The organism is Micromonospora sp. CCTCC AA 2012012 (genome assembly GCF_040499845.1).
Lineage (GTDB): Bacteria > Actinomycetota > Actinomycetes > Mycobacteriales > Micromonosporaceae > Micromonospora > Micromonospora mangrovi.
Genome location: NZ_CP159342.1, coordinates 4,019,075 through 4,042,542, shown reverse-complemented (window position 1 = coordinate 4,042,542; position 23,468 = coordinate 4,019,075). Strand labels below are relative to the sequence as shown.

Annotated in this window: 20 protein-coding genes; 12 read left to right on the top strand and 8 right to left on the bottom strand. The window is 73.4% G+C overall.

Features of this window, described 5'->3' with window-relative positions; genetic code table 11:
- Positions 1 to 155: 155 nt before the first annotated feature.
- Positions 156 to 437 (top strand): iron-sulfur cluster biosynthesis family protein, encoded by a 282-nt coding sequence (locus ABUL08_RS17710; RefSeq protein ID WP_350931020.1) that lies wholly within the window; start codon positions 156 to 158, stop codon positions 435 to 437.
- A gap of 2 nt (positions 438 to 439) precedes the next feature.
- Here ABUL08_RS17710 and ABUL08_RS17705 read toward each other — a convergent pair whose 3' ends face one another.
- Positions 440 to 1,519, bottom strand: a complete 1,080-nt coding sequence (locus ABUL08_RS17705) for a beta family protein (protein ID WP_377521766.1) — start codon at positions 1,517 to 1,519, stop codon at positions 440 to 442.
- Positions 1,520 to 1,742: 223 nt separating this feature from the next.
- Between ABUL08_RS17705 and ABUL08_RS17700 the strand changes: the two genes are divergently transcribed.
- The 4 genes from ABUL08_RS17700 (at position 1,743) to ABUL08_RS17685 (ending at position 6,205) form a co-directional block, all read left to right on the top strand.
- Positions 1,743 to 3,104, top strand: a complete 1,362-nt coding sequence (locus ABUL08_RS17700; protein WP_350931018.1) for a cellulose binding domain-containing protein — start codon at positions 1,743 to 1,745, stop codon at positions 3,102 to 3,104.
- A gap of 205 nt (positions 3,105 to 3,309) precedes the next feature.
- Complete coding sequence (locus tag ABUL08_RS17695) at positions 3,310 to 3,714, top strand: hypothetical protein (protein WP_350931017.1); 405 nt, start codon at positions 3,310 to 3,312, stop codon at positions 3,712 to 3,714.
- A 271-nt stretch (positions 3,715 to 3,985) separates the two neighbouring features.
- Complete coding sequence (locus tag ABUL08_RS17690; RefSeq protein WP_350931016.1) at positions 3,986 to 4,378, top strand: cupin domain-containing protein; 393 nt, start codon at positions 3,986 to 3,988, stop codon at positions 4,376 to 4,378.
- Between the two features lie 42 nt (positions 4,379 to 4,420).
- Positions 4,421 to 6,205, top strand: coding sequence for a glycoside hydrolase family 15 protein (locus tag ABUL08_RS17685; RefSeq protein ID WP_350931015.1), 1,785 nt, complete (start codon positions 4,421 to 4,423; stop codon positions 6,203 to 6,205).
- An 11-nt stretch (positions 6,206 to 6,216) separates the two neighbouring features.
- On the opposite strand, the gene ABUL08_RS17680 is transcribed toward ABUL08_RS17685, so the two are convergent.
- On the bottom strand, positions 6,217 to 7,404 hold the full coding sequence (locus tag ABUL08_RS17680; protein ID WP_350931014.1) for a threonine synthase: 1,188 nt from the start codon (positions 7,402 to 7,404) through the stop codon (positions 6,217 to 6,219).
- Between the two features lie 8 nt (positions 7,405 to 7,412).
- Positions 7,413 to 8,453 carry a DNA polymerase ligase N-terminal domain-containing protein gene (locus ABUL08_RS17675; RefSeq protein WP_350931013.1) on the bottom strand — a complete coding sequence of 347 codons (1,041 nt, stop codon included), beginning with the start codon at positions 8,451 to 8,453 and terminating at the stop codon, positions 7,413 to 7,415.
- Positions 8,454 to 8,549: 96 nt separating this feature from the next.
- Between ABUL08_RS17675 and ABUL08_RS17670 the strand changes: the two genes are divergently transcribed.
- Positions 8,550 to 9,335 (top strand): aldo/keto reductase, encoded by a 786-nt coding sequence (locus ABUL08_RS17670; protein WP_350931012.1) that lies wholly within the window; start codon positions 8,550 to 8,552, stop codon positions 9,333 to 9,335.
- Between the two features lie 61 nt (positions 9,336 to 9,396).
- On the opposite strand, the gene ABUL08_RS17665 is transcribed toward ABUL08_RS17670, so the two are convergent.
- Positions 9,397 to 10,575 carry a GH12 family glycosyl hydrolase domain-containing protein gene (locus ABUL08_RS17665; protein ID WP_350931010.1) on the bottom strand — a complete coding sequence of 393 codons (1,179 nt, stop codon included), beginning with the start codon at positions 10,573 to 10,575 and terminating at the stop codon, positions 9,397 to 9,399.
- A 248-nt stretch (positions 10,576 to 10,823) separates the two neighbouring features.
- Here ABUL08_RS17665 and ABUL08_RS17660 point away from each other — a divergent pair, with 248 nt between their 5' ends.
- Together ABUL08_RS17660 and ctaD are read left to right on the top strand one after the other, a co-directional pair.
- Complete coding sequence (locus ABUL08_RS17660) at positions 10,824 to 11,930, top strand: FAD-dependent monooxygenase (protein WP_350931009.1); 1,107 nt, start codon at positions 10,824 to 10,826, stop codon at positions 11,928 to 11,930.
- 139 nt (positions 11,931 to 12,069) lie between these two features.
- Positions 12,070 to 13,827 (top strand): aa3-type cytochrome oxidase subunit I, encoded by a 1,758-nt coding sequence (ctaD, locus tag ABUL08_RS17655; protein WP_350931008.1) that lies wholly within the window; start codon positions 12,070 to 12,072, stop codon positions 13,825 to 13,827.
- 497 nt (positions 13,828 to 14,324) lie between these two features.
- Here the strand turns inward: ctaD and ABUL08_RS17650 are convergent, their stop codons facing one another.
- The 4 genes from ABUL08_RS17650 to ABUL08_RS17635 are packed head-to-tail and all read right to left on the bottom strand — an operon-like array spanning position 14,325 to position 20,193.
- Positions 14,325 to 15,572 carry an MFS transporter gene (locus tag ABUL08_RS17650; RefSeq protein WP_350931007.1) on the bottom strand — a complete coding sequence of 416 codons (1,248 nt, stop codon included), beginning with the start codon at positions 15,570 to 15,572 and terminating at the stop codon, positions 14,325 to 14,327.
- 41 nt (positions 15,573 to 15,613) lie between these two features.
- Positions 15,614 to 16,195, bottom strand: coding sequence for an isochorismatase family protein (locus ABUL08_RS17645; protein ID WP_350931006.1), 582 nt, complete (start codon positions 16,193 to 16,195; stop codon positions 15,614 to 15,616).
- Between the two features lie 16 nt (positions 16,196 to 16,211).
- Positions 16,212 to 17,498: a nicotinate phosphoribosyltransferase gene (locus ABUL08_RS17640; RefSeq protein WP_350931005.1), complete on the bottom strand. Its 1,287-nt coding sequence runs from the start codon at positions 17,496 to 17,498 to the stop codon at positions 16,212 to 16,214.
- A 16-nt stretch (positions 17,499 to 17,514) separates the two neighbouring features.
- The gene (locus tag ABUL08_RS17635; protein ID WP_350931004.1) at positions 17,515 to 20,193 is read right to left on the bottom strand and encodes a LuxR C-terminal-related transcriptional regulator; all 2,679 of its coding nucleotides are present in this window, start codon (positions 20,191 to 20,193) and stop codon (positions 17,515 to 17,517) included.
- 200 nt (positions 20,194 to 20,393) lie between these two features.
- Between ABUL08_RS17635 and ABUL08_RS17630 the strand changes: the two genes are divergently transcribed.
- The 4 genes from ABUL08_RS17630 to ABUL08_RS17615 all read left to right on the top strand — a co-directional run bounded on the left by ABUL08_RS17630 (position 20,394) and on the right by ABUL08_RS17615 (position 23,406).
- Positions 20,394 to 21,950 carry a P-loop NTPase family protein gene (locus ABUL08_RS17630; protein ID WP_350931003.1) on the top strand — a complete coding sequence of 519 codons (1,557 nt, stop codon included), beginning with the start codon at positions 20,394 to 20,396 and terminating at the stop codon, positions 21,948 to 21,950.
- A 115-nt stretch (positions 21,951 to 22,065) separates the two neighbouring features.
- Positions 22,066 to 22,356 carry an ATP-dependent Clp protease adapter ClpS gene (gene clpS / locus ABUL08_RS17625; protein WP_242797346.1) on the top strand — a complete coding sequence of 97 codons (291 nt, stop codon included), beginning with the start codon at positions 22,066 to 22,068 and terminating at the stop codon, positions 22,354 to 22,356.
- A complete protein-coding gene (locus tag ABUL08_RS17620; RefSeq protein WP_350931002.1) occupies positions 22,353 to 22,862 on the top strand; it encodes a DUF2017 domain-containing protein in 510 nt (169 codons plus the stop codon). The genes clpS and ABUL08_RS17620 overlap by 4 nt, the downstream gene beginning before the upstream one ends.
- A 55-nt stretch (positions 22,863 to 22,917) precedes the next feature.
- Positions 22,918 to 23,406, top strand: coding sequence for a M67 family metallopeptidase (locus ABUL08_RS17615; RefSeq protein WP_350931001.1), 489 nt, complete (start codon positions 22,918 to 22,920; stop codon positions 23,404 to 23,406).
- The last annotated feature ends 62 nt before the right edge of the window (positions 23,407 to 23,468 follow it).

The following is a 23,468-nucleotide window of genomic DNA, read 5'->3' as shown; positions in this document are numbered from 1 at the left end:
ACGGATGCCCGCCGAGGGGGCACGGTAGGTGGTGAGGGGCGCATCAGCCGCCCCGGTTTGCGCGGCGAAGACCGATTTCGCCCTCCCAGGGTTCCGGGCCCGGCCGACACGGCTGCGCCGACCCGCCCACGACTCGTACGCACTGAGGAGTTCCCATGCTGACCATGACCGAGAACGCCGTGATGGTGATCCGCGACCTCGCCGCCCAGCAGGACGTCGCCGAGGGCGGCGGGCTGCGCATCGCCGCCGACACCGACGCCGGCTCGCTCTCCATCGAGCTGGTGCCGCAGCCGGTGCAGGGCGACCAGGTGGTGGACACCCAGGGTGCCCGGATCTTCCTCGACGCCGACGCCGCCGAACTGCTCAACGAGACCTCGGTCGACGCCAGCGTGGACGACGAGGGCGTCGTCCAGTTCGGGTTCACCGAGAAGGAGTGAACTCAGCCGGCCCGCCGGGTCTCACCGCCGCGCTGCGGGCGCCCCGAGCGTCCGCGTTCGGGCGTGTCGTGGCCGGCGCGCCACGGCCCGGGACGCTCGTCCCGGGCGGGCCGCGACAGCGCCCCCAGCACGTGCGCCAGATGGTGCGACGTGCTCCACGCCGTCCAGTTGGTCGGTGAGCCGGCACCGGCACCGCGCCGGGCCCGGCGCAGGATCTCGTGGTCACCCCAGGAGAACGCCGCCCCCGTCGGCGGCCAGTACGGGGCGGAGACCACCGTCCGGCACAGGTCGGCGAAGCGCTCGTCGCCCCGGCCGCCCCGCCGCGACCAGCGCAGGATCCACCAGGCCCCGTCGACCGTGTAGCGCAACGTCGGCAGCCGGTCGCCCGGGGAGTCCGCGTCGGGCAGCGCGCAGCTCACCCCGTAGTCGCCGTACCCGACGTCGAGGTCGGTCAGCCGCCCCCAGAGCTGCCAGTCGTAACGGTCGACGCGGACCGGTTCGTCGACCGGCAGGCGGGCCACCGTCGGCGGCATCCCACCGGCCGCGACCGTGACCGAGCGCCAGGCGTGCCGGCGGGCCCACTCCAACAGCCGCCGGACGCGGGGTTCGGCGATCCGCACGTCCGCCGGGCAGCAGACGTCCCCCGCGTCGACGAGCAGGTCGCACTGCTCCGGCACCAGGCGGGCCAACCGCCAGACCCGCTCCGCCGCGGTGGTGGTGGCGTCCGCGCCGGCCCGGTCCTGCCCGGTCCGCAGCCGGACCACCGCCCGCCGCGCGTACGCCCGGGCCGCCACGCCGTGCGCCACCAGCCGCCGGTCGCTCTCCGCGAGCCCGATCACCGGCACCAGGGGTACGCCCCAGCGGACCAGTTCGCTCTCCGGGACGTCCGGCAGCGCGGTCACGTCGACGGCGGGGAGCAACCCGGACGGCAGCCGGCCGAGCAGGTCCACCGTGCACGCGTCGATCGCGCGAACGTCGAGGACCGGAGCGAGCAGCGGAGCGGACGTCTCGTCGAGGTGGACCAGTGCCTCCAGTTCACCCCGCCGACCGACCAGAATGGGGCGGTAGACCGGTTCCGCCACCCGACCCCCGTGGGCGGGCACCATACTTCAATCTAACGACTCATTCGCATTACTCACAGCGTTTCCGCCGACCGCGGTTCGTGGTGGTCGTTGACAGCGATCGACGCCGGGTGATGGCATGGGCGGGCGGGCACCGCCGGGCATGGTTGGGCACCATGACCACCCTCCTCGGTCGACCCTGCCCGAAAAGCGCTCGGTCGACCCCCGCCCGGAAGGCTTTCCCATGTCGACCCCGCGCCTACGCGCCCCGCTCTTCGCCGCCCTGGCCGCCGCTGCCGCCGCGCTGCTGCTCGCCGGCCAGCTCCCCGCCCAGGCGGTCGGTGATCCACCGTCACCGGTCACCGGCAACGCCACCCACTTCGACGGGCTCGGCTCCCCGTACGGCGGCTGCGGCCTGCCGGAGAACCAACTGGACTCACCCGACTTCGTCGCGCTGAACGTCTACCACCTGCCCGGCGACTACTCGTCGTACCCGGCCCGGCCGCTGCCACCGTCCCAGGCGGACAGGATCGGGCTGTGGAACAACGGCCTCAACTGCGGCCGGTACGTCAAGGTCTCCATCGGCGACTACTGCACCGGGATCAACGACGGCGCGGCCGGCCAGCCGTTCTGCCGCAACGGTTCCTGGGTGGCCGACGGCTACAACGGGGCCACCCTCACCATGCTGGTCGCCGACAGCTGCGGCGACGGCAACGCCTGGTGTCGTGACGACCCGTACCACCTGGACCTGGCGACGTCGTCGCTGAACCGCTTCGCCCGCAACGGCACACCGGTCGGCGACCTGTACCCGGCGCACTGGAACAACCGGCACGTCTCCTGGTCGTTCGTGCCCGCGCCGAGCTACACCGGCGACATCCGGATCGGCTTCATGCAGGGCGCCCAGAAGTACTGGCCGGCGATCGCCGTGTCCCACCTGGCCAACGGCATCCACGGGATCGACTACCTGGTCGACGGGGCGTGGCGCTCCGCCACGATGAACAGCGACATGGGCCAGTCGTACGTCATCGGGGCCACCGCCTCCGGCGGCACGGACTTCCAGATCCGGGTCCGGGACGCGGCCGACACCCTGATCAACAACGGCCGGGTCTACCGGTTCTCGCTGCCGACCTCCTGCGGCGGTACCTGCTCCGCCGCGTACACCCCGGTCAGCTACACCACCTCGGACGGCACCGGCCCGACGGCGTCCCCGACGCCCAGCCCGACCGCGTCGCCGAGCCCGACCGGGACCGTCTCGCCGAGCCCGACCGGGACGGTGTCGCCGAGCCCGACCACCCCCGCGCCCGGCGCGGGCTGCGCGGCCAGTTGGCGGGTCACCGGCTCGTGGACGGGCGGTTTCCAGGCCGAGGTGACCGTCCGCAACACCGGCACCGCCCCGGTGACCGGCTGGACCAGCGGCTTCCGCTTTCCCGGCAACCAGCGGCTCGCCAGCGCCTGGAACGCCACCGCCAGCCAGGCCGGTCAGCAGGTGACCGCGACCAACGCGAGCTGGAACGGCAGCCTGCCGGCCGGTGGCAGCACCAGCTGGGGCCTCACGGTGACCGGCGACAACCAGCCCCCGACCGGGCTCACCTGCACGGCGCGATGACCCGCGCGGTCCGGGCCGGCAGCACCGGCCCGGACCGCGTCGTCGCAGCTCAGCGGGGTCGGCTGTCCATGATCGGACAGTTCTGTCCCTGGTTGGGAGGGCCGTCCACGACATACGTTCGGCGCACCGGCACTGATCGAGGCTGATCACCCGGCTCACCACGTGTGTCGCGTCGTCCCGCCCGGCGGGCGGCAGGGAGGACCCGATGGCCAGCACCAGACCCCGGCGGGGCCCGGGGGCCCAGCCGGCCTCCGGCGCGGAGGACCTCGCCGACGCCGACGCCGAGATCACCACCTGCGGGCCGGTCGGTCTGCCGCCCAGCGCGCGGATGCTCTTCGCCGTGGTCCGGGCCGACGGCACCCTGGTCCGGGGCCTCGGCGTCACCTCGTCGGCGCGGCTGGCCCCCGGGATGTACCAGGTCCTCTTCGACCAGGACGTGACCCGGGCGGGCTATCTGGGCACGATCGGTCTGACCGGCAGCGGCGTGGCGGCGGCCGGGGCGCTGACCGTGGCGGGCCGGACCGGCATCCCGAACGGCGTCTTCGTGGAGACCTTCGCCGTCACCGGCGGCCACGCCGACCGCCCGTTCCACCTGGCGGTCCTCGCCTGACACCGGGGCCGGTCAGCCCGGGCGTGCTCGCCGCACAGACGAGCGCACGGCGCCGCCCGACCGAAGTCGTCACGTCGCCGCGCTCTGGCCGTCTCCCACCACCGCAGCCGTACGGCGGTACGACAGCGGGGACCTGGCTCGACCGGTCAACCGCACCGGTCCTGGCGCTCCAGATGCCCGTCCTGAAGGGATCCAAACCGGCCGCCCGAAGAGAATTCCGCCATCTGCGACTCCCGGCGTGACGGCCCGCCCGGCCGGGTATGTGCGCGGCATGGAGCATTTCACGATCGCGACCGTCGCCGAGAAGAGCCCGGACTTCCGTCGGGTGCTCTGGACCGGCCAGCAGACCCAGCTGGTGATCATGACCATCCCGCCGGGCGGCGAGATCGGCGAGGAGGTCCACGAGGGCATCGACCAGATCCTGACCTTCGTCAGCGGCACCGGCGAGGCCCGGGTGGCCGGCGAGAAGAAGGAGGTCGTCGCCGGAGACCTGGTGGTCGTACCGGCGGGCACGAAGCACAACTTCGTCAACACCGGCCCCAACCCGCTGGTCCTCTACACCGTCTACGGCCCGCCGGACCACGCCGACCAGGCCGTGCACCGCACCAAGGAGGAGGCCGACGCGGCCGAGGCGGCCGGCCGGGACGAACCCCCCACGGCGTGACCGGCGCGGCCTGAACCGGACCGGTCCGGGTATCCGGGGCGCGTGGACCAGCCGCCGATCTCCGACTACGGATTCCTCTCCGACTGCCGCTCCGGCGCCCTGGTCGGCCGGGACGGGTCGATCGACTGGTGGTGCCCGGACCGTTTCGACTCGCCGTCGGTCTTCGGCCGACTCCTCGACCCGGCCGCCGGGCACTGGCGGCTCGCGCCACTGGCCGCCGGCCGGGTGGAGCGGGCGTACCGGCCGGACACGCTGGTGCTGCGCACCGTGCACCACACCCCGGACGGGAGCGTCGCCGTCACCGACGCGCTCGCCGCCGAACCGGGCGCCCGCGGCCACCAGCTCGGGATGAACTCACCCGCCGTGCTGGTACGGGTGGTCGAGGGGCTCAGCGGCCGGGTGCGGATGCACCTCGACTTCGCCCCCCGCCCCGAGTACGGGCTGCTCACCCCGTACCTGCACGAGCAGCCGGACGGCGGGGTGCTGGCGACCGCCGGGCCGGTCGCGCTGCACCTGCGCGGGACCGGCCGGACGCTGCGCGTCGACGACGACCGGGTGACGGACACCTTCGAGGTGGCCGCCGGCCAGCGGGTCGGCTTCGACCTCGCGTACGCCCAGGTCTACGGCGGACGGGCGGCCCGGCTGGACCCCGTCCACGCGCTCGCCGAGACCGTCCGCGCCTGGGAGGGCTACCGGGAGACCCACCGGTACGACGGCCGGTACCCCGCCCAGGTCCGGCACAGCGCGGTGGTGCTGACCGGCCTCACGTACGCCCGCAGCGGCGCGGTCGCCGCGGCCCTCACCACCTCCCTGCCCGAACGCCTCAGCGGCGACCGCAACTACGACTACCGCTACTCCTGGCTGCGCGACTTCGCCATGACCCTGCGGGCGCTCTGGGTGGCGGCCTGCCCCGACGAGGCGAACCGGCTCTTCTCCTGGGCGGCCCGCTCGATCGGACGGATCGGCGACGCACCCGTCCCGGTGCTCTTCGGGCTGGAGGGGGAGCGGGACCTCTCCGAGCACGAGTGCGCCCACCTGCGCGGGTACGCGGACAGCCGCCCGGTGCGGATCGGCAACGACGCCTGGCGGCAGCGGCAGCTCGACGTGCCGGGCGAGGTCATCTCGGCGGTGTGGCGGCTGCACGACTATCTCGGCACGACGTTCGACGTGGAGCTGCGCGAGATGGTGGTGGGCCTCGCCGAGCAGGTCGCCACGACCTGGCAGCTGCCGGACCGGGGGATGTGGGAGACCCGGGACACCGAGCGGCACTACCTGTCGTCCAAGGTGCTCTGCTGGCTGGCCCTGGACCGGGCGGTGGAGCTGGCGCCCCGCCTCGGCGACCGGGCCGACCCGCGGCGCTGGGCGGCGATCCGGGACGAGATCCGGGCGACGGTGCTGCGCGAGGGGTGGAACGACCGGATCGGGGCGTACACCGGGGCCTTCGGGTCGGCGGAGCTGGACGCCTCGGCGCTCTTCCTGCCGGTGGTGGGCTTCCTGCCGGCCACCGATCCGCGGATGCGCTCCACCATCGACGTGGTGGAGCGTGAGCTGGGCACCGACGCCGGGCTGGTGCGGCGCTGGAACACCGACCCGGCGGGCTTCGTGCTCTGCTCGTTCTGGCTGGTGGAGTGCCTGGTGCTGGCGGGGGAGGAGGACCGGGCCCGGGCGTTGTTCGACAAGGTGCTGGCGCACGCGAACGACCTCGGCCTCTTCGCCGAGCAGATCGACCTGCGCAGCGGCGCCCAGCTCGGCAACACCCCGCAGGCGCTGTCCCACATCGGGCTGATCAACGCGGCCTGGCGGCTGACCGAGCCGTCCACCGACTGACCGCGCCCGTCTCACACCATGGGTACGCCGGAGACGTCGATCGTCTCCGGGTACTTCACCCCGGCGCCGGTGTTGAGCACCACCACCCGCTCGCCGGCCCGGATCCAGCCGCCGGCCCGCAGGTGCCGGGCGGCCGTCAGGCAGGCCGCCCCCTCCGGGCAGAGCAGCAGTCCCTCCCGGGCGGCGAAGTCCCGCAGGTCCGCCAGGATCTCCGCGTCGTCGACGGCCAGCGCGGTGCCGCTGCTCTCCCGCAACGCGGCCAGGATCAGCTCGTCGCCCAGCGGCGACGGCACGGTGATGCCGAAAGCGACGGTCTGCGCGTCCTGCCACGGGGTGGCCCGCGCCTCCCCGGCGGCGAACGCCCGGACGATCGGCGCGCAGCCGGTGGACTGCACCGCGACGAGGCGGGGCAGCTTGTCCCCGACCCAGCCCAGCTCGCGCAGCTCGTGCAGGGCCTTGTGGATGCCGATCAGCCCGACCCCACCGCCGGTCGGATAGATGATCACGTCGGGCACCTGCCAGCCGAGCTGCTCGACGATCTCGTACCCCATGGTCTTCTTGCCCTCCAGGCGGTACGGCTCGCGCAGCGTGCCGGCGTCGAAGATCCGCCCGCCCGAGTCGGCCACCAACCCGGCGACCCACCGGCCGGCGTCGCTGATCAGCCCGTCCACCAGCCGCAGGTCCGCCCCGGCGGCCACGCACTCCCGACGGCAGATGGTCGGCGCGGAAAGCGGCATCGCGATGGTGGCGGCCATCCCGGCCCGGGCCGCGTACGTCGCCCAGGCCGAGCCGGCGTTGCCGTTGGTCGGCATGGCGATGTGCTGCACGCCCAGCTCGCGGGCCCGACTGACACCCACCGCCGCGCCCCGCGCCTTGAACGACCCGGTCGGCGTGAGCCCCTCGTCCTTGACGATCAGGTCCGGGATGCCGATCTCGTGGCCGTACGACGGGGCGCGCAGCAGCGGCGTCCAGCCCTCGCCCAACGTGGTGACGAAGCGCGGGTCGGCGACCGGCAGCAGCTCCCGGTAGCGCCACAGGTCGGCCGGGCGGAGCCCGAACTGCTCCGGGGTCACCGACGCGGCCACCGCGGCCAGGTCGTAGCGGGCCAGCAACGGCGAGCCGCAACCGCAGAGGTTCTGCAGCTTCTCCGCCGGGTGCTCCGTGCCGCAGCGCGGGCACTCCAGGTGCGTCAGGTGCACGATGCTCCTCAGGATCCGCTCGTGTCGATGCTCAGCCAGTGCCGGCTGCGCCGGCCCGGCTCGTACGGGGAGTCGAGGCGTTTCGCCACCACTCCGGGGAGCCCCTGCTCGCGGGCCGCGGCCAGGGCGTCCGCGCCGACACCCGGGAACCACGGCGGAGTCTGCCAGTGCCGGCCGGTCAGGGCCAGCCCGTCGAGCAGCTCCCGGCGCTGCGCGTACGGCAGGTCGAGGCTGGTCACGCCCTCCAGCCAGAGCAGGTCGACGGCGAGGAACTGGCCGTCCCGCGCGGTGGGCGCCTTCACCCGCCCGGCCGGGTCGATCCGGACCAGCACGCCGTCCAGCACGGTCTCCGTCGGCGCCAGCTCCTCCGCCAGCTCCCGCAGCCACGGGTACGCCCCGGTGACGTCCTCGTCGGTCGCCGACAGCAGCCGCAGCCGGCCGCCGGAGACGTACGCCATCGCCCGGACACCGTCCCAGCGCAGCTCGTATCCCCAGGCGTCGGCGTCCTTCGGCAACCGCTTCGCTGCGGTGGCGTGCATCGGCGGGACCAGGTCGGGCATCGGCGTCCAGCCCGCCGGGGCGGGGTCGGTGCGGCGGACCATCCAGTCCCGGCCGCGCCCCCCGGTGGCGAAGAGCACGTAACGGCCCTTCGTCCGCTTCCCGTCGAGCACCACGATCACCTCGTCGTCGCGCCACTTCTCCGAGGTGTACGTGCCGGTGTCGTGGACGGTCATCCGCCCGCCGCCGTACTCGCCGGCCGGGATCTCGCCGTGGAAGGTCAGGTATTCCATCGGGTGGTCCTCGGTGTGCACGGCGAGGTGGTTGCGGCCGGGCTCGCGGGGCAGGCCGCGCGGCACCGCCCAGGAGGCCAGCACCCCCTCGTGCTCCAGCCGCAGGTCCCAGTGCAGGCTGCGGGCGTGGTGCTGCTGGATGACGAACCGGGCCCGGCCGCGGCCGGACCGCTTCGCCCCGGGCGTCCGCTCCGGCACCGGCTCGGGCGTACGCCGCGCGTCCCGTTTGCGCCGGTACTCCTCCAGCCGGTCAGCCATGCCCGCATTCTGCGGCACCCCGGCCCGTCCCGCAGCGTGCCACCCTGGCGGCGGGTCGCCGGCATGTCGGGCGTGATCACGGGTAGAACAGCCGTCATGAGCAGCCCAGAACAGCCCAGCGTCCCCCTCTCCGGCGATGTCCGGATGCCGCTGCTCGGCTTCGGCACCTGGCAGGCCACCGGTGAGGCCGGGTACGACGCCGTGCTCGCCGCCCTCGACGCCGGCTACCGCCACCTCGACACCGCCACCATGTACGGCAACGAGCGGGAGGTGGGCCGGGCGCTCAAGGAGAGCGGCCTGCGCCGCGAGGACGTCTTCATCACCACGAAACTGCCCCCGGACCGGGTGGGCCGGGAGCGGGAGACCATCGAGGCGAGCCTGGCCGCCCTGGACACCGACCACGTCGACCTGTGGCTGATCCACTGGCCGCCGTCCGCCTCGGGCGACAGCATCCCGATGTGGCGGGAGCTGCTCGCCGCCCGGGACGAGAACCTGACCCGCGCGGTCGGGGTGAGCAACTACGGCATCGGTCAGCTCGACGAGCTGATCCAGTCCACCGAGGAGACCCCGGCGGTCAACCAGATCCGCTGGAGCCCGTCCCTGTACGACCGGCAGACGCACGCCGCGCACCGGGACCGGGGCGTAGTGCTGGAGGGTTACAGCCCGTTCAAGACCAGCGACCTGGCCGACCCGGTGCTGGTCCGGATCGCCGCCGCGCACGACGTCTCCCCGGCGCAGGTGGTGCTGCGCTGGCACATCGACCACGAGATCGTGGTGATCCCCAAGTCGGTGACGCCGGAGCGGATCCGGGCCAACGCCGACATCTTCGGCTTCTCGCTCACCGCCGAGGAGATGCGCGACATCGACGCCCTGGGCGGCTGAGCCCGGACACACGGCGGGGGCGCGGTCCGACCGGACCGCGCCCCCTCGTCGTGCGTACGGGTCAGGCCTTGGCGCAGGTGACCCCGTTGAGGGCGAAGCTGCTGGGCGCGGAGAACGCGCCGCTCAGCGTCGCCTGGTAGCCGAAGCTGGTCGAGGCGCCCGGCGAGAGGGTGCCGTTGTAGCTGACGTTGGTCGCCCTGACCGCGGACCCGCTCTGGGTCACGTTGGCGTTCCACGAGCCGGTGATGGTCTGCCCGGAGGGCAGGTTGAAGGTCATCGTCCAGCCGTTGACCGTGCTGCTGCCGGTGTTGGTGACCGCCACCTCGGCGGTGAAGCCGTTGTTCCAGATGCTGGTCGGGGTGTACTTCACCGAGCACGCGGTGCCGGTCGGCGGGTTGGTGGTCGGCGGGGTCGTGGTCGGCGGGGTGGTCGTCGGCGGCGTGGTCGTCGGCGGCGTCGTGGTGGGCGGGGTGGTGCTGCCGCCGGTGTTGACGCTCTGCGAGAACGAGTTCACCGCGAGGCCGACGCCACCCTGCCACGGCTCGAAACCGGCCTGGATGCTGGTCAGGTACCAGTCGCTGGTGATCGCGCCGCGGTTCTTCGTGTCGTTGATGAAGTCGAGCACGTCGAAGCTCATGCTCGGGATCGCGGACGGCGCCACGTACGAGATGACGTTGTTCTGGCCGTTGCTGCCCCGCCAGACCTCCCAGGTCCGGCCGGCCAGGTTGGTGTTGCCGACGGGGGAGCCGATCGGCTGGATCGAGCCCTGCCGGTTGAGCCAGATCATGATCTCCATCTGGTTCACCCCGTCCTTCTTGGGCGTGGGGTCGAGCCAGATGTCGTACGAGGCGTCGTAGATGGCGCCGCTGACATAGTTGTAACTGATGCTGCTCGGCGCGCTGCTGATGTTCTTCACCTGCACCGGCATGTTGGTGCCGGGCGAACAGTTGGTGTAGTGGCAGCCCGCGAAGATCGAGGGGTAGGAGACGGGCGCGCCGTTGGTCGGCGACGAGCCGTCCGCCCGGGTGATCGAGAAGCCGGTCGACGTCACGTTGATGCACTGCTGGGCGGTGGTGCCCCAGCGGTTGTTCTGCACGACGTACTTGTTGCCGATGACGGTCGAGCCGTACTGGTCGCAGATCTGCGTGTCGGCGGAGGCGTTGCCGCCGAGAACGACGGCGACGATCGAGCCGGCGGCCAGCAGGCCGGCGGCCGCGATGGCCCTCAGTGGACGCTTCATGATGCTCCTTGGCTTCGGCGCGGGGGCGCCGGGGACATGACGGGGGATACGGCCGGGAGCGCTCCCAGGTTCATCGGACACATTTACATGCCTGAAACAGTTGCGCAACTGTACCGGTTAAGTTGATCTATAAAATCGACCCACCGTGAGGATCTCGACACGCCGGATGGGCTCTACCGTGCGGCAATTGCGGCGAGTAAGGTCTTGCCTCCAACGCGTGCCGAACCCCTCCGGAGGCGTACACCACGATGGGTGGTCTCCCCCTGCGCATCCTCGTCGTCGGCGCGGGCATCGCCGGTCTCGCCGTGGCCCGGGCGCTGCGGCTGGCGGGGTTCCGGCCCGACGTCACCGAGAAGCTGCCCCCCGCCGAGCTGGTGGACACCGGTCTCTATCTGCCCGGCAACGCCGCCCGGGCGCTGCGCCGGCTCGACCTCGACGGCCCGGTACGCCCCCTCGGCCAGGTGATCCACCGGCAGCGGTTCCTCGACGCCACCGGGGCGCCGCTCTGCGAGGTCGACCTCGACGCCCTCTGGGGCGGGGTGGGGGAGTGCCGGGCGCTGCCCCGCGCCGAACTGCACCGGGTGCTGCTCACCGGGGCCGGCGGCGCCGTCCGGCACGGCGCCGAGGTGAGCCGCGTCGAGCCGCTGCCGGCCGGCGTCGGGGTCGGCTTCACCGACGGCACCCACGCCGAGTACGACCTGGTGATCGGTGCCGACGGGCCGCGCTCGGCGGTGCGTACCCTCGCCGCGCTCGGCGGCCCGCCCCGACCCGCCGGTCAGGTGGTCTACCGGGCGGTGCTGCGCGACGGCCCGCGCGTCGCCGACTGGACCGCCCTGCTCGGCCAGCGAGCCGGCTTCCTGCTGGTGCCGATCGGCGCCGGCCGGCTCTACTGCTATGCCGACGAAGCCGGCACCGTACCGCCCGCCGACCCGCTCGCCCGGCTCCGCGACCTCTTCGGCGACTACGGCGGCCCGGTCCCCGAGGCGCTCACGGCGCTGGAGCGGGTGCACGTCGGGACCACCGAGGAGGTCGAACTGGGGCGTTGGTTCCACGGCCGGGTGCTGCTCGTCGGTGACGCCGCCCACGCCACCGCGCCGACGCTCTCCCAGGGGGCCGCCATGGCGCTGGAGGACGCCGTCGTGCTCGCCGAGTCGCTGACGGCGGCCGGCAGCGTCGAGGCCGCGCTGCTGGCGTACGAGAGTCGTCGCCGGCCGCGTACCCGATGGGTGCGGGACCGGACCCGGGACCGCAACCGCACCCGGGACGTGCCCCCGGCGCTGCGCGACCCCCTGCTGCGCGGACGCGGCGGACGGATCTTCCAGGAGCACTACCGGTTGCTGGTCGACCCGGTCTGACTCCCCGGGTCGCGGGCCGGCGATCGTAGCCGCCCACCCCACTCAGCACCCCCACCTACCGGGGACTATCCTCCTTGCGGATGACGGCTCGCAGATTCAGCGCGCGCCGAGCGGGACAACCGAGAACCGGAGGCCACTCGTGACCACCGTCGCACCCAAGCCGGTCGTGACCCGGCCCTGGCCGGTCCGAGAGCCGGTCAAGGGGTCGGCCATCGCGCGGCTGCTGCGCACCACGGACGCGAAGCAGATCGGGATCATGTACATGGTCACCGCGTTCGCGTTCTTCATGATCGGCGGCCTGATGGCCCTGATCATGCGGGCCGAGCTGGCGCGGCCGGGCCTGCAGTTCCTCTCGCCCGAGCAGTACAACCAGCTCTTCACCATGCACGGCACGATCATGCTGCTGTTCTTCGCGACGCCGATCGTGTTCGCCTTCGCGAACTACGTGGTGCCGCTGCAGATCGGCGCGCCCGACGTGTCGTTCCCCCGACTCAACTCCTTCGCGTACTGGCTGTACCTGTTCGGCGGCACGATGGCCACCGCGGGCTTCATCGCCCCGGGTGGCGCGGCCGACTTCGGTTGGACGGCGTACACGCCGCTGAGCACCGGCGAGCACTCGCCGGGCGTCGGCGCGAACATGTGGGTGGTCGGCCTGGCCATCTCCGGTCTGGGCACCATCCTCGGCGCGGTCAACATGATCACCACGATCCTGACCCTGCGCGCCCCCGGCATGACCATGTTCCGGATGCCGATCTTCACCTGGAACATGCTGGTCACCAGCCTGCTGGCGATCCTGGTCTTCCCGCTGCTGGCCGCCGCGCTCTTCGCGCTCGCCGCGGACCGCCTGATCGGCGCCCACGTGTACGACCCGGCCACCGGCGGGCCGATGCTCTGGCAGCACCTGTTCTGGTTCTTCGGGCACCCCGAGGTCTACATCATCGCGCTGCCCTTCTTCGGCATCGTCACCGAGGTCATCCCGGTCTTCTCCCGGAAGCCGATCTTCGGTTACAAGGGACTGGTCGCCGCGACCATCTCCATCGCCGCGCTGTCGATGAGCGTCTGGGCGCACCACATGTTCGCCACCGGCCAGGTGCTGCTGCCGTTCTTCAGCTTCCTGAGCTACCTGATCGCCGTACCGACCGGCATGAAGTTCTTCAACTGGATCGGCACCATGTGGCGGGGCCAGATCACCTTCGAGACGCCGATGCTCTTCTCCATCGGCTTCCTGGTGACCTTCCTCTTCGGTGGTCTGACCGGTGTGCTGCTGGCCAGCCCGCCGATCGACTTCCACGTGCACGACTCGTACTTCGTGGTGGCGCACTTCCACTACGTGCTCTTCGGCACGATCGTGTTCGCCGTCTTCGCCGGCATCTACTTCTGGTTCCCGAAGATGTTCGGCCGGATGCTCGACGAGCGGCTCGGCAAGGTGCACTTCTGGCTCACCATGATCGGCTTCCACACCACGTTCCTGGTGCAGCACTGGCTGGGCAACGAGGGCATGCCGCGTCGGTACGCCGACTACCTGCCCAGCGACGGCTTCACCACGCTGAACACGATCTCCACCATCGGTGCCTTCATCACCGGCATCTCGACCCTGCCGTTCATCTGGAACTGCTGGAAGTCGTACAAGACCGGTCCGGTGGTCGAGGTCGACGACCCGTGGGGTCACGGCAACTCGCTCGAGTGGGCCACCAGCTGCCCGCCGCCGCTGCGGAACTTCGACCGGATGCCGCGGATCCGCTCCGAGCGGCCCGCGTTCGACCTGAAGTTCCCGGAGCTGGCCGCCGGGCAGAGCCTGGCCGGTCCGCCGGAGGGCGGCGCCAAGCCGCTGACCAGCGAGTCCAACGGTGGCGCCAGCTACCGCGAGGACACGGTCGGGAACCTCGACCAGCGCTGACCCGCACTCACCGCGCCACGGGCGCCGCAATCCCAACCGGGTGCGGCGCCCGTCGCCGTTGTGCCTCCTTGCGCGCCCTCCCCGCACCCGCTGCCCGCTCCCGCGCGCCGTCCGCCCGCTCCCGCGTGGCGTCCGTGTGGCGTCCGTGTGGCGTCCGCCCGCTCCCGTGTGGCGTCCGTGTGGCGTCCGCAGTTTGGCACTCGATCCGGGATCGAGTGGTGTCGGACGGGCCCGGAGGCCACTAGTTCCTGGATCGAGCACGATCTGGGCCGGCGTCCGGAGTCCGGCGGCTGGCGTGCGGCGTCCGGCGGGTGGCATGCGGCGCGTGGCGTTCGGCGGGCGGCGGGCGGGGCTCGGGCGTCCGGCGGGTGGGGTGCCCGTCGCGGCGTGCGGCGAGGCCCGCCGTGGTGCTGCGGGGCACGCCGGGGCACGTCGGGGCGCACCGAGGCACGCCGGATATGGTGCGGGGTGGAGGCCGCCGCTGCGGGCGGGTGGGGTCAGAGCGAGGCGGGGGCGGGGGCCAGTTCCGGCGCTGCTGCGTCGGTGGGCGGCGCGGACCGGCGGTGGCGCAGCTCGACGGGGAGCACCGCCAACGCGACCAGCGCACCGATCGCGCCGGTCACCGCGAACCCCCACAGCGGCACCGAGGCGTCGATCACCGCACCGGCGAGCGGGGCGCCCACCGCGATGCCGACGGTGACCGCCGAGCCGTGCAGGCCCATCGCCTCACCGCGTACGCCGGCCGGGGCGAGCCGGCTCACCGCGTCGGAGGTGGCGGCGATGGTCGGGGCGCAGAGCGCGCCGGCCGGCACGAGCGCCAGGCAGAGCAGCCACCAGTGCGCCCCGCCCAGCCCCACCGGGATGGTGCAGAGGCTCAGCGCGGCCATCAGCAGCAGCGGCGAGAAGGAGCGGCTGACCGCCCCGTACGCGAAGCCGCCGATCAGCGACGCGACCGCCCAGCTGGCCAGGACGACGCCCGTCCAGCTCAGCTCGCCGCCCGCCCGGAGCACGGCGACCACCGCCACGTCGGTCCCGCCGAGCACCAGGGTGGCCGCCAGGCTGACCGCCAGCACGGCGAGCAGCCGCGGGGTCAGCCACTCGCGGCGGGGGACCTTCCGGTGCGGGCCGGCCGGCTCGTCGGCGCTGCGGATGGGCGGGTCCAGCAGCCAGAAACCCACCCCGGCGGCGACCATCCCGGCACCGACCGCCCAGAGGGTGGTACGCGGGGAGACGGCGGTGGCGAGCGCCACGGCCAGCGCCGGGCCGACCATGAACGACAGCTCCACCGACATCGAGTCCAGCGCGTACGCCGGGCGACGCCGCTGCGCCGGGACCAGCGCGGCCACCGACTGGCGGACCACCGAGAAGACCGGCAGGGCGAGCAGCCCGGCGAGGAAGGCCGCCGGCAGCAACACCCGGTAGGAGAGCGTCGGGGCGCTGAACCAGAAGACGCCCTCGGCGACCGTGGTCAGGGCGAGCACCGGTCGCAGCCCACGCCGGTCCACCAGCCGACCGAGCAGCGGCGAGCCCAGCGCCGCGCCGACGGTCGACGCGGCCCCGACCAGGCCGGCCGCGGCGTACTTCAGCCCGAGGTCGAGGACCACGTGGAAGGTGAGCACCACCCCGGCCGCGGTCAGCGGGATGCGCGCCAGCACCGACACCAGCAGCAGCGACCGGAGACCGGGCAGGGCGAGCGCCTCCCGGTAAGGCTTCAGGTTCATGACGGTCCGTACCTCCGGCGTCATCCTCGACGCCGGGTACGACAACCGGCAAACCAGTTACCGGGTCATGCGGTACGGATCACCGGATCGCCGACCGTGGTGATCCCGGCGCCCTCGAACGCCCGCAGCGCGACGTCGAGCGTCGCCGGCGCCACGGCGGCGGTCAGGTCGAGCAGCACGGTGGTGGCGAAGCCCTCCCGGGCGGCGTCCAGCGCGGTCGCCCGCACGCAGTGGTCGGTGGCGATGCCCACCACGTCCACCCGGTCCACCCCGCGCCGGCGCAGCCAGTCGGCCAGGCCCTCGCCGTCGTCGGCGTGCCCCTCGAAACCGGAGTACGCGGCGGCGTGCTCGCCCTTGTGGAAGATCGCCTCCACCCGCGCGGTCGCCAGCTCGGGGTGGAACTCGGAGCCGGGCGTGCCGACCACGCAGTGCCGGGGCCAGGAGTCGACGTAGTCCGGCGGGTTGCCGAAGTGGGCGCCCGGGTCGACGTGGTAGTCCTTCGTCGCCACCACGTGGTCCCACCGGTCCGGCTCGGCGGCCAGCAGCCGGGAGATGCCGGCGGCCACCCACGCCCCGCCGGCCACCGCGAGGGAGCCGCCCTCACAGAAGTCGTTCTGCACGTCCACGATGATCAGCGCGTTGCTCATCCGAAGCGGCTCCTTGTCAGCTCGCGGGTACGACGGTCACCGGGATGGCCGGGTCGCCACCGGAGAGTTTCAGGCCCTCCCAGGGGATGGAGATCAGGCACTCCCGCAGGTGCTCCCGGGACTGGTCGAGGGTGGGCAGCGCCACCGGCTCGCCGTCGACCACGAACGAGCGCTGGAGCAGCCGGTCGTTGGCCTGCCGGTCCGGCACCCCCTGCGGCACGATGACCTCCTCGGTGGCGGTGCCGGTCGGCTTGTGCCGGCGGACGGCCACCTTCCGGCCGCCGATGGTGGCCTTGTGCTCGGACCGCTTGACCACCGGCCGCCCCTCGACCTCGACCAGCTTGTAGACCAGGCCGGCGGTCGGGGCGCCCGAGCCGGTGACCACCGCGGTGCCCGCGCCGTACATGTCGACCGGCTCGGCGGCGAGCGAGGCGATGGCGTACTCGTCGAGGTCACCCGAGACGATGATCTTCGTCTCGGTGGCGCCGAGCGAGTCGAGCAGTTCCCGGGACTGCTGGGCGATGACCGCCAGGTCGCCGGAGTCGATCCGGACCGCCCGCAGCTCCGGCCCGGCCACCTCGATGGCGTTCCGGATGCCCTGGCTGATGTCGTACGTGTCGACCAGCAGCGTGGTGTCCTTGCCGAGGGTGGCCACCTGCGAGGCGAACGCCGTCTTCTCGTCGTCGTGCAGCAGTGTGAACGCGTGCGCGGCGGTGCCGGCGGTCGGGATGCCGTACCGCTGGCCGGCGGCCAGGTTCGAGGTGAACCGGAAGCCGGCCAGGTACGCGGCCCGCGCCGCGGCCACCGCCGCCTCCTCGTGCGCCCGCCGGGAACCCATCTCGATCAGCGCCCGGCCCCGGGCCGCGGTGACCATCCGGGCGGCCGCCGCGGCCACCGCGCAGTCGTGGTTCAGCACCGACAGCACCAGCGTCTCCAGCACCACGCACTCGGCGAAGCCGCCGGAGACGGTGAGGATCGGGGAGCCGGGGAAGAAGAGCTCACCCTCGGCGTACCCCTCGACGTCGCCGGTGAAGCGGTAGTTGGTCAGCCACTCGGCGGCCGGCCCGTCGACCACCCCGGTACGGCGCAGGAAGTCGACCTCCTCGGCGTCGAACCGGAACTCGCGGATCATGTCGACCAGCCGGCCGGTGCCGGCGACCACGCCGTAGCGACGGCCCGCGGGCAGCCGCCGGCTGAACACCTCGAACACGCAGCGGCGGTGGGCGGTGCCGTCCCGCAGGGCGGCACTGACCATGGTCAGCTCGTAGTGGTCGGTCAGCAGCGCGGGGCGAAGGGTGCTCACCGTGCCAGCCTAGAGTTCAGACCGGATCCTCGCCGTCGTGGCCCGGCATCGACCGCAGGGCGGCCCGCAGCTCACCCCGCCCCGCCACGCCCAGCTTGCTGTAGACGCGTTGCAGGTGGTTCTCCACCGTCCGGCTGGACAGGAAGAGCTGCTCCCCGATCGCGCGGCTGGTCACCCCGTCGGCGGCGAGCCGTGCCACCTGCCACTCCCGGTCGGTGAGCGCCGGCCGGAGCAGCCGCAGCGCCGGGGTGGAGATCTCGTCCGCGCCGCCGAGCAGGACGGCGAGGCGTTCCCGGGCGGCACCCGAGGCGACGGAGCGGTCCCGGGTCAGCCGGTGCAGCGCCAGCGCGGTCGCCTCGGCGGCGTAGACGGTCAGCTCCAGGGCGGCGAGCCCGTCGGCCACCGCGAGCAGCTCGGCGGCGGTGCCGTCCGCGGCGGCCCGGGCGTAGCGGGCGAGCAGCGGCGGCAGCACCCCGTCCACCTGCTCGGACAGCTCGGTCAACCGCTGCGCCACCGTACGCCGGCTGCCGTCGGTGCAGGTCGGGCCGACCGGCGTGGTGGCCTGGTCGAGCCGGACAAGGTCGAGCAGGGCCAGCACCTCGTGGCCGGCGAGCCCGTCCGCGCGCAGCCGGTCGGCGAGGGCGGCGAGGTGCTTGGCGGCACCGGCCAGGTCACCCCCGGCGGCGAGCACCGCGCCCCGGGCCTGCTCCAGCCACGGATAGAGGACGGCCATCCCGGGCGCGTGGGTGCGGTCCGCCTCCGCCATCGCCTCGGCGGCGTGCGCCGCGTCGCCGCGCTGGGCGGCCGCCTGGGCCCGCTCGGCGTGCGCCAGCCCGGCGTAGACCCGGCTGGTGGCGAGCACCGCGCACGCGCCCAGGCTGGTCTTCAGGGCGCTGTCGCTCTGCCCGCGCAGCCGCGCCGCGTACGCCTGGAGGATGGCCAGGTAGCCGGTGCCGAGCCGGAAGTCGCCGGCCCCGGCGAGGTCGGCGAACTCGTCGGCCACGATCGCGTCGATGCCGGCCAGGTCGCCGGCGAGCGCCAGCCGGGTGCCCCGGGCCAGCTCCATCGCAAGCTGGAGGTAGGGCATGTCGCCCCGCCAGCGGGTCACCTCGGCCTGCACCCGGGCGATCGCGGTGGCGCTGCGCCGGAACCGGCCCTGCGCCGCCTGGAGGTGGGCCAGCGTGCAGCGGGCCAGCTCGCGGGCGGCGACCGGGGCGGCGGGCCGGTCCAGCACCGCCTGGGCGAGCCGGACCGCGGTGTCGGTGTCGAGGCGGTGCAGCCGCATGATCGCCTCGAACGCCCGGACCCTGGTCCGGTGGGCCGGGTCGGCCAGCTCGTCGGCCCGCGCGGCGATCTCCTCCACGGTGGACTCCCGGCTGAGCCCCCAGTAGCTGACCATGCCGCGCACGGTCAGCCAGCGGCTGCGCCGGCTGTCGCACCGGATCTCCCCGGCGACCGAGTCGAGCACCCGGATCGCCTCGTCCGGCCGGTCGCCGAACATCAGGATGGTGGCGAGCAGCTCCGCGGCGTCGAACCCGCCGTCGGCGTCCAGCGCCGCCCGCGCCAGCCGGGTCGCCAGGGGTACGTCGTACCGGCCGAAGGCCTGCGCGGCGGCGTCGAGGAGCAGGGCCGGGTCCTGGGCGGTGCCGGAGGCGAGCCGCCAGACGGCCACCCGGAGCAGGTCGTCGCGGCGCCGCGTGCCGACCTGTTGGAGCAGCTCGGCCAGCGTCGCCTGGAGGCGGCGGGTCCGGCTCACCGGGCACTGCCGGCGCATCACCTCGCCGTAGAGCGGGTGGGCCAGCCGGACGTTGAGCCGCCGGTCGTCGTGGACCAGGCTGATCAGGCCGCGCTCCTCGGCGGTCTCCACGTCGGCCGGGTCGACCGCCCGCTCCAGCAGGTGCAGGCCGAGCGGTTCACCGAAGGCGACCAGTTCGACCACCGAACGGACCCCGTCGGTGAGCTGGCCGATCCGGGTGTCGATCAGGTCGGTGAGGCTCGGTGCCAGCTCCAGCCGGCCGGTCCACTTCCAGATCCCGTACGTGCGGGTCAGCTCGCCGCCGCCGGCCGCCGCGAGGACCAGCTCGCGCAGCAGCAGCGGGTTGCCAGCGGAGAGCCGGAACAGCCGCTCGGCCGATCCGGCGTCGACCGGGCCGCCGAGGATGGCGGCGAGCAGCCCGGTGGTCTCGGTCGCGCCGAGCGGGCCGAGTTCGACCAGCTCGACCAGGTCGTCGGTCCAGAGTGCACGGATCGGCAGGGGGAGCTGTTCGCCGTTGCGCAGCGTCCCGACGACGGTGGTGTTCTCGGCCCGGGCGAGCAGGTGCACCAGCGCGGCCGAGGGTGGGTCGAGGAGGTGGGCGTCGTCGACGGCCAGCACGATGGGGCGCCCGGCGGCCTGCTCCTGGAGCACGTCCACCGCCCACCGGAGGATGCCGGCGGGGGAGAGCCCCTGCGGCTGGTCGGCCGGGAGCACCTGGACCATCCCGCCGAACGGGAGGGCGGCGGTGGTGGCGCTGGCGGAGGCGGACCAGACCGCGTACCGGTCCGTCGGAAGGGCGGCGACTCCCTCTCTCAGGAGTCGGCTCTTGCCGACCCCCGCGCTGCCGCTGAAGAGCAGTCCGCGCCCCTGGGGGCGGCCGACCGCCGACAACAGACGGTTGAGCTCATCCGTTCGGCCGACGAAGTCCCACCGACTCATCCGAGCAGCATATCGATGGAATTCCGTCCGCAGGGGGACCGTCACGCTCTGAAGTTGAGTAATCTGGCCATTACTGGTGAGTATCCGAGGTGTTCAGCGATGCGTCCGCATCGCCCGTACTCTTCCCGCATCCGGGCCCCGACGCCGGATCATTCCCCGCGATCGGACCGCAACCCGATCGCCCGACCGGGAGGCCGCTGATGAAGCCGGGTCCTCTCCCCTCGGTCGACGTGCCCGGCCCGGGCGGGTCGACCGACCGGCCACGCGCGACGCCGCGCCCCGACCGGATCGAGACCACCCCGGGGCCGGACGAACCGCTGGCCGTGGTGGCCGCCGGTCCGGCCGGCGCCGGCCGGCGCGAGGTGCTCGCCGCCCTGCTCGAACTCGAACCGGGCATGCTCGCCGTGCCCGCCGGCAGCTGCCTGGTGGTGAACCACGCCCGGGTGCCGACCCGCGCCGCGTACGTCCCCGGCTACCGCCAGCCGCACTCGTACGGCGCCGACCCGCTGGCGGCCGGTCCGGCGTTGGCCCGCCCGCCCCGCCGGGTGGAGCTGAGCCTGCCCGACCCGCTGCTGCGCCACTTCGCCGTCCTGGACACGCCCGACACCGGTGCGCTCGGCGTGGCCGGCGGCCGTATCCTGCTCGACGCGGTCCGCCGGGCCGGTGCGCTGCTCTTCGTGATCTCCGCGGACCAGGCCTTCACCGCCGCCGAGCTGCACCTGCTGACCGAGATCTCCCGCGCCCCGGTGGAGGTGGTCTTCGCCGTCACCCCGGGAGCGAACGGCTGGCCGACCGGGCCGGACGGCGCGGGGCCGGGGGAGGCCGGCGCCCCCGGCCGCGGTGGGCCACCCGCCCCGCGCGGTGTCACCCGTCGGGTCGACCCGGTCGAGGTCTGCGTGGCGGCCCACCGCGCCGCACTGCTCGCCGCCGTGCCCGGCCTCGCCGGTGCCCGCTGGCACCCGGTCCGTCCGGCCGAGCACGCCGCCCTGCGTCGGGCGCTGGTCGGCTGGGCCGCCGACGAGGGACTGCGCCGGGCCAGCGCGGAGCCGCCGGTGCCGGCCGGAGCGCACGGCCGGGTCAACGTCCTGCCCGGGCTCGACCCGGGCGACCTCGTCGAGGGGCTGGACCGGCAGGCGCGGTCCTGCGCCCGGCGGATCCGCCAGCACCTCGCCCTGGAACTGGCCAACATCCACCTGCGGGTGGTGCAGGAGATCGTCTTCGGGGTCGGCTGCGCCGGCCTGCCGCAGCTGCTCGACGGCGAGATGGCGGCCCTGTCCCTGCTGGCCACGGCGCAGTGCGACGAGGCCGTCCGGGGCATCGTCGACGACGCCGCCGCGCGGGTCTTCGGCGCGCCGCTGGCCGAGGGCGTACGCCGCCGGATCACCCAGGCGGTGCGCTGGGGGCTCGGCGACCACCCGTCCGGCCGGGAACTGGACCGGGTGCTCCTGGTCACCAGCACCGCCGGGGTGGCCGGCCTGAGCGGCACCGGGGCGATGGAGGCGCTGGAGTGCTTCCCGGGCGCGACGCGCGACGAGGTGCTGCCACCGGTCGGTGTGGCGCTCTCCGGCGGCTGCTGGCAGCACTGGCGCAGCCCCGGCAACGAGGACCCGAACTCCGCGCGGTCCTGGGCGCAGCGGGCGCTGCGCGAGGTGGAACTCGAACTGTGCCGCGAGGTGTCCCGCCGCTTCGAGGTGATCCGTCTCTCGTTGGGCGCGGTGCTCACCGATGCTGTCGACCACGGCATCCTGCTCGCCTGAGGGCGGCGCGGCCGACCGTCGCCCCGGGCCGTTTCCCGCCGCCCGGGCGGGTGATCCGCGCCCACCCGGCGTTCCGGTTCATCGGTTCCCCGGAACCGGTGGCACGATGGGGGGCATGGCGGCTCCACAGGTTGCACCGGTCGAGACGCCGGACACCGACGAGGTGCCGGTCTCGGACCGGCCGTGGGTGACGATCGTCTGGGACGACCCGGTCAACCTCATGACGTACGTGACCTGGGTCTTCCAGAAGCTCTTCGGATACAGCAAGGAGAAGGCGGAGCAGTTGATGCTCGACGTGCACCACAAGGGGCGGGCGGTGGTTTCCAGCGGCGCCCGGGAGCGGATGGAGCACGACGCGTCGCAGCTGCACGCGTACGGGCTGTGGGCCACGGTGGACCGGTCATGAGCATGTTCCGGCGCCAGGGCGACCGTTACGTCGCCACCTTCGCCGTGGACGAGGTGCGGGTGCTGCGCAAGGTCGCCTCCGAGGTGGTCGGCCTGCTCACCGACGGCTTCGACCACACCGACCCGGTGGTCGGCCGGCTCTTCCCCGAGGTCTATCCGGACGACTCGGCGAGCACCGCCGAGTTCCGCCGGTACACCGAGGGCGACCTCAAGACCGCGAAGATCGACCAGGCCGGCGCGATCCTGGCCGCCCTGCCCGACGAGGCCGGCGGCGCGGGCGGCGAGGTACGCCTCGACGCCGAGGCGGCCGAGGCGTGGCTGCGGGCGCTCAACGACGCCCGGCTGGCGATGGGCGTCCGGCTGGAGATCAAGGACGGCACGGACCTGGGGGAGGAGCTGGACGACGCGGTCGCCGAGGACCCGTCCTCGTCCCGGGTGTTCCAACTGTCGGTCTACGCCTACCTGGGCTATCTCCAGGAATCCCTGCTCAACGCCCTGATCGACTGACCCGTGACGGTCGCCACCTCGCCGGTGACGACCGGCAGGCGCTAGGCTGGGCGACGTGCTGAGCATCGACCGGTCGATCGTCGACGCGATCGTGGCCCACGCGCGCCGCGACCACCCGGACGAGGCGTGCGGCGTGGTCGCCGGTCCCGTGGGCAGCGACACCCCGACCCGGCACATCCCGATGGAGAATTCCGCCCGCTCGATGACGTTCTACGAGTTCGACTCGATGGAGCAGCTGCGGGTCTGGCGGGAGATGGACGACCGCGACGAGGAACCGGTCGTCATCTACCACTCGCACACCGCGACCGAGGCCTACCCGTCCCGGACGGACGTCTCCTTCGCCGGTGAGCCGGGAGCGCACTACCTGCTCGTCTCGACCCGTGAGCCCGACACCGAGGAGATCCGCTCCTTCCGGATCGTCGACGGCGTGGTCACCGAGGAGCCGGTCCGGATCGTGGATGCCGCCGTGGACCCGCACGCCGTCCAGTCCTACATGTTCGGGCAGAGCCCGGCGACGGTCGACTACGAGTGTTCCGGCAGCTGACCGTTCAGCGCCGGCACCTTTTCTTTCTTCCCGTCACCTGGCACGACCCGACCAAGGAGCAC